At 30.9% G+C, this 15,489-nt stretch carries 13 protein-coding genes; 10 read left to right on the top strand and 3 right to left on the bottom strand.

Annotated features, from left to right (window positions below; all coding sequences use genetic code 11):
- The first annotated feature begins 291 nt into the window (after positions 1-291).
- The 8 genes from HBE96_RS01235 (at position 292) to HBE96_RS01200 (ending at position 7,016) form a co-directional block, all read left to right on the top strand.
- Positions 292-708 carry a SoxR reducing system RseC family protein gene (locus HBE96_RS01235; RefSeq protein ID WP_169295950.1) on the top strand — a complete coding sequence of 139 codons (417 nt, stop codon included), beginning with the start codon at positions 292-294 and terminating at the stop codon, positions 706-708.
- Between the two features lie 100 nt (positions 709-808).
- Complete coding sequence (rsxC, locus tag HBE96_RS01230) at positions 809-2,134, top strand: electron transport complex subunit RsxC (protein ID WP_169295949.1); 1,326 nt, start codon at positions 809-811, stop codon at positions 2,132-2,134.
- A 14-nt stretch (positions 2,135-2,148) separates the two neighbouring features.
- The gene (locus tag HBE96_RS01225; protein ID WP_169295948.1) at positions 2,149-3,141 is read left to right on the top strand and encodes an RnfABCDGE type electron transport complex subunit D; all 993 of its coding nucleotides are present in this window, start codon (positions 2,149-2,151) and stop codon (positions 3,139-3,141) included.
- A 6-nt stretch (positions 3,142-3,147) separates the two neighbouring features.
- Entirely contained in the window at positions 3,148-3,711 is a 564-nt protein-coding gene (locus tag HBE96_RS01220) for an RnfABCDGE type electron transport complex subunit G (RefSeq protein WP_169295947.1), read from the top strand.
- Between the two features lie 2 nt (positions 3,712-3,713).
- On the top strand, positions 3,714-4,337 hold the full coding sequence (gene rsxE / locus HBE96_RS01215) for an electron transport complex subunit RsxE (RefSeq protein ID WP_169295946.1): 624 nt from the start codon (positions 3,714-3,716) through the stop codon (positions 4,335-4,337).
- On the top strand, positions 4,337-4,915 hold the full coding sequence (locus tag HBE96_RS01210) for an electron transport complex protein RnfA (RefSeq protein WP_206154784.1): 579 nt from the start codon (positions 4,337-4,339) through the stop codon (positions 4,913-4,915). Before rsxE ends, HBE96_RS01210 begins: the two co-directional genes overlap by 1 nt.
- 20 nt (positions 4,916-4,935) lie before the next feature.
- Positions 4,936-5,829: an RnfABCDGE type electron transport complex subunit B gene (rnfB, locus tag HBE96_RS01205; protein WP_169295945.1), complete on the top strand. Its 894-nt coding sequence runs from the start codon at positions 4,936-4,938 to the stop codon at positions 5,827-5,829.
- A 344-nt stretch (positions 5,830-6,173) separates the two neighbouring features.
- Positions 6,174-7,016: an MBL fold metallo-hydrolase gene (locus HBE96_RS01200; RefSeq protein WP_169295944.1), complete on the top strand. Its 843-nt coding sequence runs from the start codon at positions 6,174-6,176 to the stop codon at positions 7,014-7,016.
- A 612-nt stretch (positions 7,017-7,628) separates the two neighbouring features.
- Here the strand turns inward: HBE96_RS01200 and HBE96_RS01195 are convergent.
- Genes HBE96_RS01195 through HBE96_RS01185 form a run of 3 tightly spaced genes read right to left on the bottom strand, consistent with a single transcriptional unit; the run spans position 7,629 to position 9,337 of the window.
- Positions 7,629-8,141 (bottom strand): Gx transporter family protein, encoded by a 513-nt coding sequence (locus HBE96_RS01195; RefSeq protein WP_425350696.1) that lies wholly within the window; start codon positions 8,139-8,141, stop codon positions 7,629-7,631.
- A 10-nt stretch (positions 8,142-8,151) separates the two neighbouring features.
- Entirely contained in the window at positions 8,152-8,535 is a 384-nt protein-coding gene (locus HBE96_RS01190; RefSeq protein WP_169295942.1) for a NusG domain II-containing protein, read from the bottom strand.
- Positions 8,536-8,548: 13 nt separating this feature from the next.
- On the bottom strand, positions 8,549-9,337 hold the full coding sequence (locus HBE96_RS01185) for a class I SAM-dependent methyltransferase (protein WP_169295941.1): 789 nt from the start codon (positions 9,335-9,337) through the stop codon (positions 8,549-8,551).
- A 353-nt stretch (positions 9,338-9,690) separates the two neighbouring features.
- Between HBE96_RS01185 and cax the strand changes: the two genes are divergently transcribed.
- Positions 9,691-10,731 carry a calcium/proton exchanger gene (gene cax / locus HBE96_RS01180; protein ID WP_169295940.1) on the top strand — a complete coding sequence of 347 codons (1,041 nt, stop codon included), beginning with the start codon at positions 9,691-9,693 and terminating at the stop codon, positions 10,729-10,731.
- A 271-nt stretch (positions 10,732-11,002) separates the two neighbouring features.
- The gene (locus HBE96_RS01175) at positions 11,003-14,764 is read left to right on the top strand and encodes a phosphoribosylformylglycinamidine synthase (RefSeq protein WP_169295939.1); all 3,762 of its coding nucleotides are present in this window, start codon (positions 11,003-11,005) and stop codon (positions 14,762-14,764) included.
- Positions 14,765-15,489 lie beyond the last annotated feature (725 nt).

Raw genomic sequence — 15,489 nt, 5'->3', positions numbered from 1 at the left:
TTGATTTGATATGATTGAAATATAAAAATATAACTTTAAAATTGCAAATATCATATTTGAATGTATTTATGTAAAATAAAAATTAAAAAAGTATGTATGACTATAACAGGTATTTTTATATATTAGTACAGAACTAAAGATATGATTAGTACAGTACTAAATAAAGATATAAAATAAGTAATTTTAGGCTTAAAATTATGCATATACATGAATAATTAAAGTATTAATAGTAATGATGATGTAATCTTTTAAGTTTTAATTAATAAATAAGCTTTTATAGGGGTGAGAAATATGAAAAAGGAGACAGAAGGAGTTGTAATTCAAACAATAGGTAATATAGCTAAAGTCAAAGCTAATAGGCATGGAGATTGTAAAAATTGTGGAGCTTGTCCAGGAGACAAGGCTATGGTAGTAGATGCAATAAATACTATTGGTGCAAAACCAGGACAACATGTTAGCTTTGAAATTAAGGAAGTAAATATGTTGAAGGCAGCTTTTGTTGTTTATATTTTACCTCTTGTATCAGTTTTTATAGGTGCAGTAATTGGAGGATTTATAGCTGAGAAGAGTGGACATGGAAGTGTACCATTTCAAGTAGTTGGTGGAATATTAGCTTTCATTGTATCTATTATATATATAAAGTTTTTTGATAAAGCTGCTAATAAAGATGAAAATATGAAACCTATAATTACACGTATTTTATCTTAAATTTCAATTCATTTCTTAAAGTTTGCTTAAAGTTAAATTTATATAAATTTTCTTTATAAAAGATCATACCATTAAAATTATGTAAAAGAGGTGTTTAAAGATGTTTAAAAGTTTCCGAGGTGGGGTACATCCTAATGACAGAAAAAGTTATACTTCAGGTAAAGCTATAGAAGTATTACCAGTACCCAATAAGGTTACAATTCCTGTTAGACAACACATTGGCGCGCCTTGTTCACCAATAGTAAAAAAAGGTGATGAAGTAAAAAAAGGACAGATTATTGCAAAAACAGATGCTTTTGTTTCTGCTAATATTCATGCTTCAATATCAGGTACAGTAGTGGATATTGGTGATTATAACCATCCTGTATTTGGTAAGTGCCAGGCAATTGTTATTGAAAATGATGGGAAAGATGAATGGGTAGAAGGAATACCTGTAGAAAGAAATGATTGGGAAAAATTAGACAAAAAACAATTGCTAAATATTATTAAGGAAGCTGGTATTGTTGGAATGGGAGGAGCGACTTTCCCTACACATGTTAAGCTTTCTCCACCACCAGATAAAAAAGTTGATACATTTATTTTAAATGCGGCTGAATGCGAACCTTATTTAACAGCTGATCACAGAATGATGCTTGAACAAAGTAAACGTATAGTTAATGGTGTAAAAATAACAATGAAGGTTCTTGGTATTGATAAGGGTTATGTTGGTATAGAACAAAATAAACCAGATGCTATAAACGTTATGACGAAAGCATTTGAAGGAACAAGTATACAAGTCGTTGGACTTCCAACAAAGTATCCTCAAGGTGCTGAAAAAATGTTAATCAGAGTTTTAGTGGATAAGGAAGTGCCATCTGGTGGATTACCAGCAGATGTAGGTGTTGTGGTTCAAAATGTTGGTACTGTTGCAGCTATAAGTGATGCAGTACTTAAAGGAATTCCATTAATAGAAAGAGTTACAACTGTTAGTGGTGGAGCTATAAAAGAACCTAAAAATCTTTTAGTGAGAGTTGGTACTTTATTTTCAGATGCAATAGAATTCTGTGGAGGTTTTTCAGAAACTCCAGAAAAATTACTTTCAGGCGGTCCTATGATGGGAATGGCTCAATCTAATATAGATTTACCTATAATTAAAGGTGTATCTGGAATATTAGCTTTAAGCAAAAAAGATGTTAATTCGGGAAGAGAATCAGCATGCATTCATTGTGGACGCTGTGTAGAGGTATGTCCTATGCACTTAGTTCCAAGTAAACTTAGCATTCTTGGTCAAAAAGGTTTATATCAGGAAGCCAAAGAAGAAGCAAATCTTTTAGATTGTGTGGAATGTGGAAGCTGTGTTTATGTATGCCCTGCTAAACGTAATATTGTTCAATATATAAAATATTGTAAGGCACAAAATGCAGCTGAAAATGCGAAGAAGAAGTAAGGGGGAGAATATTAATGGCTGAAGTAGAATTAAAAGACAAGCTATTTACCGTTTCTGCATCACCACATATTCGTTCAGAAGAATCTGTTTCTAAGATTATGTGGACTGTTAATGCAACTTTAGTACCAGCGGCTATTTTTGGTGTTTGGAATTTTGGAATTAATGCATTAATTTCAATTATAGCAGGTATTGTATCTGCAGTAGTTTTTGAATATGCTGTACAAAAAATAAGAAATAAACCTATAACCATAAGTGATGGTAGTGCTGTTTTGACAGGATTACTTATAGCAATGTGTGTTTCACCAAAGGTTCCATTTTATATGGTTATATTTGGTTCATTTATTGCCATAGTTATAGCAAAACATTCTATGGGTGGATTAGGTTACAATATATTTAACCCAGCACATATAGGTAGAGCAGCTATGATGGCTTCATGGCCAGTATTTATGACAAGTTGGACAGTTCTTCATGCTCCTGGTGTTGATGCTGTAACAAGTGCTACACCTTTAGGAATTTTAAAATTACAAGGTTATTCAAAACTTATTGAAACTTTTGGAGGACAAGCAAATCTTTATAAGGCATTATTTATAGGTACTCGTAATGGTTGTATTGGTGAAACTTCAACAGTTTTATTAGTTCTTGGAGGATTATACTTAATTTATAAAAAATATGTTAACTGGGAAGTACCTGTTGTTATGATAGCGACAGTTGGCATTTTAACTTGGGTATTTGGACCAGCCGGCATGTTTACAGGAGATCCAGTATTTCATATGATGGCTGGTGGATTAGTAATAGGAGCTTTCTTTATGGCTACAGATATGGTTACTACTCCAATTACACGTAAAGGACAAATCATATTTGCTTTTGGAGCAGGATTAATTACTACGTTGATTAGATTAAAGGGTGGATATCCAGAAGGCGTTTGTTATTCATTATTACTTATGAACTGTGTAAGTCCTTTAATTGATCGTCTATGCCCTCCAAAAAAATTCGGAGCAAGGAGGTAATTAAAAATGGCAGAACAGCATGTAGAAAAACATTATAGTACATTTCAAATAGCTATGAATTTAACAGCAGCCTGTTTTATATCAGGAATAATTATAGCTATGGTATATTTTGTAACTCATCCTATAGCTGTAAAGAACAGTAAGGCACTTGAAGTTAAATCAATGCAGAAGTTAATTTCTGATGCAGATAAGTTTGAAAAAATTCAAGGAAAAGAAGGATGGTATACTGCGAAGAGTGGTGGCAAAACTGTAGGTTATATTATTCCAGTTGAAACAAAAGGTTATGGCGGAGCAATTAAAATGCTTGTAGCTGTAACAGAAGATGATAAGGTAATTGATTATAATATACAGTCAGCTAATGAAACACCAGGACTTGGAGATAATGCAGCTAAAGAACCGTTTAGAAAAGAATTCAAAGGTAAGAAATCAGAGGATCTAGAAGTAGTAAAAGATCCTTCAAATACTAAGAATATACAAGCTATGACAGGTGCAACAATTTCTTCAAGAGCAGTTACAAAGGGTGTTAAAGAAGCTGTTGAGAATGCTAAAAGCTTGAAAGGAGGTAAATAGCAATGGGTGATTTGTGGAAAATATTTAAAAAGGGCGTAGTTATGGAAAACCCTATATTTGTTCTTGCACTTAGTTTATGTCCTTCACTAGCAGTAACTAGTACAGTAAAAAATGCTTTAACTATGGGACTTACTGTTATGTTTGTTATAACTGCTAATAATATATCAGTATCCTTCACTAGAAAATGGGTTAACCCTAAGGTGCGTGTACCAGTATATATTACTTCTATAGCTACTATTGTTACAGTGGTAGAATTATTATTACAAGCTTATGCACCAATGTTGTTTAAAGCATTAGGTATCTATCTAGACCTAGTAGTTGTTTTTGCAATCATTTTAGCTCGTGCAGAAGTTTTTGCTTCTAAAAATAAGGTGATTCCATCAATGCTTGATGGATTAGGAATGGGAGTAGGTTTTACTATTGCAATGCTTATTATTGGAGTAATTCGTGAGTTCTTTGGAATGGGCTCTATAATGGGAATTCAAATTTTAGGTACTTGGTATAAGCCTATATTGATGATGATTTTACCTCCTGGTGCATTTATGTTAATCGGATATTTAGTTGCACTATTTAAAATTCATAATGAAAAAATGGCTAAACGTCAAGCTGAAGGAGGTAATGCATAATGGAATATTTAACTCTTTTTGTAAGTGCTGTCCTTGTAAATAACTATGTTTTAACAAGGTTTTTAGGATTGTGTATTTTCTTTGGGGTTTCTAAAAGTCTTGATGCTTCTATAGGAATGGGTATGGCGGTTACTTCTATTTTGACGTTGAGTTCGGCACTTGCATGGATAGTTTATCATTTTGTATTAGCACCATTTGGGTTAACTTTCTTAAGAACAATTGTATTTGTACTTTTAATTGCAAGTTTTGTTCAGCTTTTGGAAATGATTATAAAAAAACATGCACCTGCATTATATAATATGTGGGGAATTTATTTATTACTTATTGCTACGAACTGTATAGTACTTGGTGTTCCAGTTACAAATGTAGAATCAAATTTTGGATTCTTAAAAAGCGTAGTAAATGCTTTGGGATCAGGTGTAGGTTTTGCACTAGCAATAATTTTAATGGCTAGTTTAAGAGAAAAATTAGCTTTAGCAGATGTACCTAAGCCTTTGGAAGGACTTGGCATAGCATTTATTTTAGCTGGTATGTTAGCATTGTCGTTCCTTGGTTTTTCCGGCATGATTGCTTTATAGAAAGGAGCTGAGGATTAATTATGGAAACTCCAATTATAGTTTTAATTGTAATGACTTGTGTTGGTTTAGTATTTGGTTTTGTATTAGCTTTTGCTAATAAAAAGTTTGCTATGGAAGTAAATCCTCTTATTGAAATAGTTGAAGATGTTTTACCAAAAGGTCAATGTGGTTCTTGTGGATATGCTGGTTGTAAGGCTTATGCTGAAGCAGTTGTTAGTAATCCAGATGTACCACCTAATCTTTGTATTCCAGGTAAAGATATAGTAGCTAAACAAGTAGCAGAATTAACTGGTAAAGCTGCAGAAGAAACAGAACCAAGAGTATCACATGTAAAATGTAAAGGTTGCTCTGATAAGGCTACTAGAAGTTATAATTATGAGGGAATACAGGATTGTGTAGCAGCTAGCTTGCTACAAGGAGGACCTAAAGTTTGTTCACATGGATGTCTTGGATTCGGAACATGTGTTAAAAACTGTCCATTTGATGCTATGATTTTAGGAGAAAATGGATTACCAATTATAGATGAAAATAAATGTACAGGCTGTGGAAAATGCGAAACAGTTTGTCCTAAACATGTTATAGAAATGCGTCCAATTAATAGTCATGTAACTGTTAATTGTAATTCAAAAGATAAAGGTGCAGTAGTACGTAAGGCATGTACTGTAGGATGTCTTGGCTGTGGACTTTGTAAGAGAAATTGTCCACATGAAGCTATTGTAATAGAAAACAATTTAGCTGTAGTAAATCATAGTATTTGTGCTGAAAAATGTGATAATCCTACTTGTATAGCTAAGTGTCCAACAAAGGCTATTCAATCTCTAGTTGGAGATGTAAAGCCTGTAGTTGAGGCAGCTAAGCAGGAGATTGCAGCAAATACTGAAAATAAAACAAATGTTGAGAATAAGGATAAGTAAACAAACTAGATTCGATAAGCATATTGATTAATTTAGTGAGAATGTATTTATAACTTTATTCCAAGACAATATTTGTTTTTAAGGTGGAAAACTCTTTATTGAGTTTTTCACCTTTTTTTATGGTGTTCATAAAATTAATTTAAATATAAAGGTAATTAAAAATGACTATTTTTATAAACATATGAGGATAAATTGTGATAGAGTAATAGTAATAAGTTGTATTTAGTTGCTATTTCTGTAATTACTTAAATGTTATAATTTAATAGCATTAATATACAATAAAGTTAAAATTAAAACCTATTAAGGGTGGTTACACTATATAAATTTTTAGAAGGAGTAATTTCATGAGAATAATTACGCTTATAGAAAATATTAAAGATGATTCAAATAATTTAATTAATGAAAAGGGGCTGTGCCTTTATATAGAAAAAGATAATAAGCATATACTTTTTGACACGGGAAGGACAGGCAATTTTATTTATAATGCAAAAAAGTTAGGGATTAATCTAGAGAATATAGATGCTGTAGTGCTTTCACATGGCCATGGAGATCATGGAGGTGGATTAATACCGTTTTTTAAAATCAATAGTAAAGCGAAAGTATATATGAAAATAGAAGCTTCTAGGGAGTTCTATTTTCATTATAAGTTGTTTAATAAAAATGTTAGTGTTAGTAGTAAGCTATTTGAAGAGTATTCTTATAGAATTCAGTATATGAAAAATTTTACGGAAGTAATGAAGGATATATACATTATTACAGATATACATAAGCATTATGAAATTCCCGAAGGAAATAAATATCTGTTTGTTAAAAAAGAAACTAAGTTAATCAGAGATGAATTTCACCATGAGCTAATTATGGTTATTAAAGAACGGGACGGTATATGTATATTCACAGGTTGTTCTCATAATGGTACTGCTAATATGATAAAAACTGCCAAAGATAATTTTAAAGATTCAAATATCAAAGCTGTTATAGGTGGTTTTCATTTAGTTAAAATTCCTATAATAAAATCATTAACTGCATCTAGGAGTCAAATTGATACACTTGTAAATGAAATTATTGCTTCAAATGTAGAAAAAGTATATACAGGACACTGTACAGGGGAAAAAGCATATAAAAAGTTAAAGGAAGTCTTAGGTGATAAAATTCAGTATATTAAAACAGGTACAGAGATAATAATTTAGAAAAGTGCAAAGTTACAATTTAAGCATATTGCGACACAACTTTTTAGGTGGAGTCCGCATTGAATATATGGTGTAAAAAAGCTGACCGTTTATTAAGGAGCTCTAATGCCTAAAATTCAAAAAACCCCTACCCGCTCAAATGTCTCGTCTTGATTCAAATTACGAGATTTTTTAAAAGGAAACGCCTCTTCCTTATGTCAGAGGAGTAAGCGATTCACACAAAATCATAGATTTTGGTTCACTGCTTAACAGCTCCTAAATTCTCTCAAAAGCTTTTATACACCATATATTCAAAGCTACCTCCACCTAAAAAGTTGTGTAGTAACTGTTGTAATTCTAATATAATAAAGTTAATTTCAAAATATATAAATTCTTGATTCTAAAAGATTTCAAAAATGGGGAGTTAATATATATTGAATGTTATATTTTGTGGATTATGTTATAATAAGTACTATTTAAAACTATAATCAAATGAACAATAGTAAATTTTGATGTAGTAAATAATCTGCTACTTAAAAAATAAATGATTTATAAAATATGTTCTAATTTAATGAAGAGATTAACATTTCTTCGGTTAGTTGTGCAGCATTATTTTTAAAGTGTTTATTAAATCTAAATGTTTTTAAACATAGGAATTTTGTTTATGTGTTTGGTTAAAAGTTTCGCGCAAATTCCTATAAAGTATCCCGTTATTACTGCAGATACTAAAAGAATTGGAAGATATAAGTATATTCTAAAATCTTTTACAACTATGGAAGCTACAAATAGCTGACCGATATTATGAAATATAGCACCACATATACTTATAGTCCATAAACTTATAGAATCCTTAAAATATTTATAAAGAAGTATCATTACAACATTGCTTAATATTCCACCAGCTATGCTGAACATAAATGCTGACATAGAACCACCAAACATTGAACCTAAAAGAGTTCTTAAAAACATTATAAGTAGAGCTTCTTTCCAACCCATCAGTATTAAGGCAGCAAGGGATACGATGTTAGCAAGGCCTAATTTTATTCCAGGAAAAAGAACTGGTATTTGAGCTTCTACTATATATATTACCAAGGCAATACTTGCTAAAAAACTTAAGAATACCATTTTCCGTGTTTTGTTCATTATTACACCTTCATTAACTTGTTATTTGGTCAAATTTAGAGTTTTTACCTTGTATGCTAATGATCAATTTATGAGGAAGACATACAGAGCTTTGACCTGGCTCAGATATCCATCCATTTTTAACACAAATTTTATCAGGACAATCTGCATCTTTAATTCGTATTTTATCAGAAACTATTTCTACAATATTATAGTGGTTACCATCATAAGTTATCTTTATTTCTTGATTTTCTTTTATAGCATTTAAATCTATAGTTTTAATTATTTTACCGTTTTGTTTTATGGTAGCTATGCGATGAGAGCCTTTTATATGCTGCTTATATAAAAAAACAGAAATAACACTTATTATAATTAAAGTTACTATTAATATAGCAGCTATTTTATCTCCTTTTTTCATACATTATCTCCTTTTACATTTTTTCAGCAACTATGGTAAATAATTTTGGAATACCTTTATCTTCTGGTTTAGGTCCTTCACTTTCTTGAAATGTTTTTATATACAAATTATTATTAGCAATAGATGTTATAATTTCGCCTATAGTCCATTTCCTTAAGTGAGCTTTTTGAAAACCACTTTTTTCTTCTGCTGTAAGGGTTTCTGTTCCAGGTACAAATTTCATGTAAGCTACATCAGTTTCTTCTATAGATGTACTAAAGTAGTCACCAGTAACCTTATGCTTTTTTCCTCTGCTTGTAATAAGCTTTGTAGATATAGGATGAAAATCTTCAATCATAAAAAGCCCACCTTTTTTTAGAAGTTTTGAAGCAACATGGAAAAATGGGTTCAGGTCTGTGAAATAATGAAGTATTCCAAGCTCACAAAAAACTATATCATAATCTTCGGTAAACTCCTCATCAGGAATATTTAATACATCTGAAACTATATACTTTATATTTGTATTACAAGCTCTAGCTAAATCTAAAGCATATCTTGAATTTTCATAAGAAAAATCTACAACGGTAACAGCTGCCCCCATTAAGGATAAGGATATGGCTTTAGTACCATGTGAGCCTAATAAATTTGCTATTTTTTTATCTTTAACATTTATAAAATACTCGCTTAGTAGACCTAATCGTGAAATGGGGTCTGCCAATATTTTTTTCGAAGCTTCTGAAGGAGTTCCAAAACGATAAACCCAAGCATCATAAGCCATTTGATTCCAGGCAAGTTCATTTATTTTTGTATGTTCTTCTTGCATATAAACCTCCTAAGTTACAATATATATATTTTAATTTATTTTTTATAGTTATTACTATCAAATTTTACTATAATATAAACTCGTTTACAATGCTAAGGGTAAAAATAAGAAATCTCTTTATTTAAGTTAATTTGAGAGAATTATGGTAAGACGCATGAAAGAAAATAACTAGTCAGTATGTTGGTTTATTTTGCGTCATACTGCGTCAGAAGAACCTGCTTCCTTATCTGACACAAAATAGACTAGCATCTTTGTTTGGTTATTTTCTTTCATGTGACTAATACATAAAATTTAATAATATAGTAAAACATAATTTGAGAATGTTTATATTGAATACTTAAAGGAGCATGGTAATGGGTTTTTTAAGATTTTTTTTAGTATTTATTCCTATTAGTATAGTAGCTGAATTTATGAAATTAGATTCTGTATGGATTTTTATACTTTCTTCTATTTCTATAATACCATTAGCATGGTTTATGGGAAAAGCTACAGAAGAAATATCTGTATATTCAGGACCAAGGGTAGGTGGTTTTTTAAATGCTACATTTGGAAATGCCACAGAGCTTATCATATCATTTTTTGCGTTGAAGGAAGGGCTCTTTGATGTAGTTAAAGCGTCTATTGCAGGATCTGTTATAGGAAATATTCTGCTAGTACTTGGGGCAAGCATGTTTTTTGGTGGATTAAAGTATAAAATACAGAAGTTTAATAGGAAAGTAATAGAAGTTTCTTCAAGTATGTTGTTGTTTGCAGTTATAGGACTAAGTATACCAGCTATATTTACATATACAATGGATACAGAATTAATTGCTAATAAATATCAGTGGTTAAGTATTTCCATAGCTCTATCCATGTTTATAATATACTTATTGGGATTGTATTTTTCCTTTTATACTCATAAAGATTTGTATGGATCAGATCATGAAGAAAGTACAGAGGCAATATGGGGATTAAAAAAATCTATACTGGTTTTGGTAATATGTACCCTAATTATTGCATTAGAAAGTGAATTTTTAGTTGGTTCTGTAGAACCAATGACGGAAAGTCTTTCGCTTAGCAAAATATTTGTAGGTATAATTATAATTCCTATAATAGGAAATGCAGCTGAACATAGTACTGCTATAATTATGGCAGTAAAAAATAAAATGGATGTTGCCATTGAAATAGCTGTAGGTTCCAGTTTGCAAATAATATTATTTGTAGCTCCAGTTCTTGTGTTTTTAAGTTTATTATTTAAACCTATGAGTATAGTATTTAATAAGTTTGAATTAGTGTCAATTATAGTTTCTGTACTTATAGTTAACAGGGTAGCTAGTGATGGAGAATCAAATTGGTTAGAAGGAATACAGCTTCTTGCTGTTTATATTATAACGGCACTAAGTTTTTTAATTTAATATCATTAGGATAGCTTACAAGTATAAATTAACCAGTACAGTAATTAGAAATTTAATTATATTTAGTATGAGAATTATACTTTTAAGAAGAAAAATACGAATTATACTTTGTAAAATCAAACACAAAGTTCGGATATGTGAAGATTTTTAATATAAATTTTTATTTAATATTTGTATTTTTATATATTTGTGATATAATTTAAGCGAATGATAAATTAAAATTAATATAAAATGTTCGTAAATTTTTTTATATAAGACAAGGGGGATAAAGATGGCAAATTGTGTTAAGAGGATATTTGTGGAAAAAAGAGCAGGATTTGATGTAGAAGCCCAAAAAACATTAGAAGATTTAAGAGAAAGTTTAAATATTAATGGGTTAGAAGGAATTAGATTAATTAATCGTTATGATATAGAAGGAATATCTGAAGAAGAATTTGAAAAATCAAAGCATACTATTTTTTCGGAGAGAACTGTTGATATAGTTTATGAAGATAAAATAGAAGTTGATGAAAGAGACAAGGTTTTTGCTGTTGAATATTTACCAGGACAATATGATCAAAGAGCTGATTCAGCTTCTCAATGTGTTCAAATACTTACTCAAAGTGAAAAACCAACTATTTTATCTGCAAAGGTATATATAGTAAGTGGAAATATATCTGATGAAGAGTTTGGAAAAATAAAAAATTATTGCATAAATAACGTGGATTCAAGAGAGGCTTCTTTAGAAAAACCAGAAACTTTAGAAATGGAAGTTGAAGTTCCAGATTCTGTTGAGGTACTAGATGGCTTTATAGAAATGGATGATGAAAAAGTTAAGACTTTTGTAGAAGAAAAAGGTCTTGCAATGAGCGTTGAAGATTTAAAATTCTGTCAAAAATATTTTAGAGATACAGAAAAGAGAAATCCAACTATTACTGAAATAAAGGTTATAGACACATATTGGTCAGATCACTGCAGACATACTACTTTTATGACAGAGCTTACCAAAGTAGACATAGAAGAAGCTCATTTAACTAAGCCTATAAAGGATGTATACAAAGACTATTTATCTGTTAGAAAAGATTTATATGGTGATAAAGATAAACCAGTTTGTCTTATGGACATAGCTATTATAGGTATGAAAGAGCTTAGAAAAAATGGACTTTTAGATGATTTAGATCAATCAGAAGAAATAAATGCTTGCAGCATAGTAGTAGATGCTGATATAGATGGAAAAAAAGAAAAATGGCTTGTTATGTTCAAAAATGAAACTCATAACCATCCTACAGAAATTGAACCTTTTGGAGGAGCAGCAACTTGTCTTGGTGGCGCTATAAGAGATCCACTTTCAGGTAGATCATATGTATATCAAGCTATGAGAGTTACAGGAAGTGCAGATCCAAGAACTCCAATAAAAGATACTTTAGCTGGAAAGCTTCCTCAAAAGAAAATAACAAGATCAGCAGCGCATGGATATAGTTCTTATGGAAATCAAATAGGTCTTGCTACAGGTCAAGTAGCTGAAATATATAATGAAGGCTATGTAGCAAAGAGAATGGAAATAGGAGCAGTTATTGGTGCAGCTCCAATGAAAAATGTTAGGAGAGAAGCTCCAATACCTTCCGACGTAGTTATCCTAGTTGGAGGAAGAACAGGAAGAGATGGCTGTGGTGGTGCTACAGGTTCTTCTAAAAAGCATACAGAAAGCTCTATTTTAACTTGTGGTTCAGAAGTTCAAAAAGGTAATGCTCCAACTGAAAGAAAAATTCAAAGATTGTTTAGAAAAGAAGAAGTAAGCACTATGATAAAAAGATGTAATGACTTTGGTGCAGGTGGAGTATCTGTTGCTATAGGAGAGCTTACAGATGGATTAAATATAAATCTAGATTTAGTTCCTAAAAAATATGAAGGACTTGATGGAACAGAACTTTCTATATCAGAATCTCAAGAACGTATGGCTGTGGTAGTTTCCAAGGAAGATGCAGAGAAATTTATAAAGTATGCAGAAGATGAGAACTTAGAAGCTGTAAAAGTGGCAGATGTAACTTCAGATAAAAGATTGAAGATGTACTGGAAGGGAACACCTATAGTAGATATGAGTAGGGAATTTTTAGATACTAATGGTGTAAGACAGAAGATAGAAGTTTCTGTGAAAGCTCCTAAGGAAGATAAGAATTACTTTAATATAGATAGAAATATAACTGATTTAAGAGAGCAGTGGATTGATACATTAAAAGACTTAAATGTATGTAGTCAAAAAGGTTTAATAGAAAGATTTGATAGTACTATTGGTGCTGGTACAGTGCTTATGCCTTTTGGAGGAAAATATCAAGATACTCCAGCTGAAGGTATGGCAGCAAAACTTCCAGTATTAAATAAAGAAACTAAAACAGGAACAATTATGACCTTTGGATATAATCCTGAAATTTCTACATGGAGTCCGTTCCATGGTGCAGTATATGCAGTAGTAGAATCTGCAGCAAAGATAGTTGCTTGTGGTGGAGATGCATCTAAGATAAGACTTACTTTCCAAGAGTATTTTGAAAGACTAGGAAAAGATGCTTCAAGATGGGGTAAGCCATTTGCAGCATTAATGGGTGCTTTGTATGCACAAAGACAATTAGGCATTGCAGCTATAGGTGGAAAGGACAGTATGTCAGGAAGCTTTAAGGACATGGATGTACCACCAACACTTGTATCATTTGCAGTTAATGTAGTAAATACGGATAAGGTAATCTCATCAGAGTTTAAAAAGTCAGGAAGCAATATAGTTATAGTTCCTATGACTAGAGATGAATATGATCTTCCAAACTTTGATGTATTAAAGAAAAATTTAAAAGCTGTAACTTCTATGACAGAAAAACAAGAAGTATTCTCGGCTATGACAGTTAAAAATGGTGGTATATGTGAAGTTGTAAGTAAAATGAGTTTTGGAAATAGAATAGGTGTTAAATTAATTAATGTTACAGAAAAAGAATTATTTGCACCAATGTATGGTTCTATTGTAATAGAAGTTTCTAAAGACTTAGATCTAAATAAAGAATTAGCAGGAATTGAATATAAGGTAATTGGAGAAACAATAGAAGAACCTTCAATATATGCAGCTGATTTGAAATTAGACATAGAAGAGATTTATAAAGCTTGGGAAGGTTCTTTAGAAAGTATATTCCCAACAAAGACAAAAGAAATAAATGCTGATATAAAGAATATAGAATTCAAAACTAAAAATGTAAAAACACCATCAATAAAGGTGGCAAAACCAAAGGTATTTATACCAGTATTTCCAGGAACAAACTGTGAATATGATTCAGCTAGAGCATTTAAAAAAGCTGGTGCTGATGTAGAAGTTATGGTGCTTAAAAATTTAAGTGGAAAAGATATAGAAAAATCTATAGATTATATGGAAAAAGCAATAAAAGCTTCTCAAATAGTAATGCTTCCAGGAGGATTTAGTGCAGGTGATGAACCAGATGGTTCTGGTAAATTTATAGCAACAGTATTTAGAAATCCTAAAATAAAAGAAGCTGTTATGGAACTTTTAAATAATAGAGATGGATTGATGTTAGGTATATGCAATGGATTCCAGGCTTTGATAAAATTAGGCTTAGTACCTTTTGGTGAAATAAGAGATATAGATAGAAGCTATCCAACACTTACCTATAATAAAATAGGACGTCACGTATCTCATATAGTAAATACTAAAATAACATCAAATTTATCACCATGGTTTAGTAATGTTAATGTAGGAGATGTACATTCAATTGCAGTTTCACATGGTGAAGGTAGATTTGTTGCTGATGAAACAACATTAAAGAGACTTATAGAAAATGGTCAAGTAGCAACTCAATATGTAGATTATGAAGGAAATGCTACTTATGATATAAGATTTAATCAAAATGGTTCAGTATATGCTATAGAAGGTATAACAAGCCCTGATGGAAGAGTACTTGGCAAAATGGGTCACTCAGAAAGAAAGGGTGACAATGTATTTAAAAATATACCAGGCAGCAAAGATCAAAAATTATTTGAAGCAGGAGTACAGTACTTCAAGTAACTGATAGTGGATAGTTAATAAAAGCATAATGCGACGTAAAGTGTAGTGAAAGTTTTGATTTTAACTTTTACTACGAGATATAGGATAAGCGTTTACTCATTGCTAAATGTTTTCAATTAGTCTAAGCTCAAAGTTAAAGAAACCCTAAGAACTTTGCCAAACTCGGTTCCCTCAAACAAGGCTAAAGTTCTAAGGCTTTCTTTAACTTCTCGCTAAGACTAATAGAAAACAATTTAGCTAATGTGAGTAAACGCTTATTCTATATCCCTACGTAAAAGTTAAAATCAAAACTAGTAACTTCAGTTGTATATATTAGTATTGATAACTTTATAATTTAGCTCTTAAAACCTTAGGCGGAAGCCTTCAGAATAAACACATAAAGCAAAAGTATTTCTCTTGGTATAATAGAATTGCGAGTGCTGAAAATAATCAAAATAAGGCACCATATAACACATAGATTCAAAACTGAAAATGAATCTATTACTTCAGGCTGCGCCTTAAGTTATGATTAAACTAAATAACTTAAAATATATCAGCCGTAATACAGCTTAACGTTTCTTCGGTTACTTGTGTCACATTATTTTTAAATTGTAAAATAAAAATGTATACTTTTTTATTTCTAGTTAATACTATGAAAGTAAACTTTTTTTACTCATATAATAGACTGAACTAGTATTTGTACTTAATACTGGTTCTTTTTTTATATTTTTTTGGACATGCATCTC

Origin of the sequence: Clostridium muellerianum (assembly GCF_012926525.1) — a bacterium.
GTDB classification, from domain to species: Bacteria; Bacillota; Clostridia; order Clostridiales; family Clostridiaceae; genus Clostridium_AM; species Clostridium_AM muellerianum.
This window is presented reverse-complemented; position numbering and strand designations above follow the sequence as displayed.

What these genes read in the sequence shown, in the direction of transcription:
- HBE96_RS01235 (WP_169295950.1), top strand. Translation starts at nt 292, where the DNA reads ATGAAAAAGGAGACAGAAGGAGTTGTAATTCAAACAATAGGTAATATA.
- rsxC (WP_169295949.1), top strand. Translation starts at nt 809, where the DNA reads ATGTTTAAAAGTTTCCGAGGTGGGGTACATCCTAATGACAGAAAAAGT.
- HBE96_RS01225 (WP_169295948.1), top strand. Translation starts at nt 2,149, where the DNA reads ATGGCTGAAGTAGAATTAAAAGACAAGCTATTTACCGTTTCTGCATCA.
- HBE96_RS01220 (WP_169295947.1), top strand. Translation starts at nt 3,148, where the DNA reads ATGGCAGAACAGCATGTAGAAAAACATTATAGTACATTTCAAATAGCT.
- rsxE (WP_169295946.1), top strand. Translation starts at nt 3,714, where the DNA reads ATGGGTGATTTGTGGAAAATATTTAAAAAGGGCGTAGTTATGGAAAAC.
- HBE96_RS01210 (WP_206154784.1), top strand. Translation starts at nt 4,337, where the DNA reads ATGGAATATTTAACTCTTTTTGTAAGTGCTGTCCTTGTAAATAACTAT.
- rnfB (WP_169295945.1), top strand. Translation starts at nt 4,936, where the DNA reads ATGGAAACTCCAATTATAGTTTTAATTGTAATGACTTGTGTTGGTTTA.
- HBE96_RS01200 (WP_169295944.1), top strand. Translation starts at nt 6,174, where the DNA reads ATGAGAATAATTACGCTTATAGAAAATATTAAAGATGATTCAAATAAT.
- HBE96_RS01190 (WP_169295942.1), bottom strand. Translation starts at nt 8,535, where the DNA reads ATGAAAAAAGGAGATAAAATAGCTGCTATATTAATAGTAACTTTAATT.
- HBE96_RS01185 (WP_169295941.1), bottom strand. Translation starts at nt 9,337, where the DNA reads ATGCAAGAAGAACATACAAAAATAAATGAACTTGCCTGGAATCAAATG.
- cax (WP_169295940.1), top strand. Translation starts at nt 9,691, where the DNA reads ATGGGTTTTTTAAGATTTTTTTTAGTATTTATTCCTATTAGTATAGTA.
- HBE96_RS01175 (WP_169295939.1), top strand. Translation starts at nt 11,003, where the DNA reads ATGGCAAATTGTGTTAAGAGGATATTTGTGGAAAAAAGAGCAGGATTT.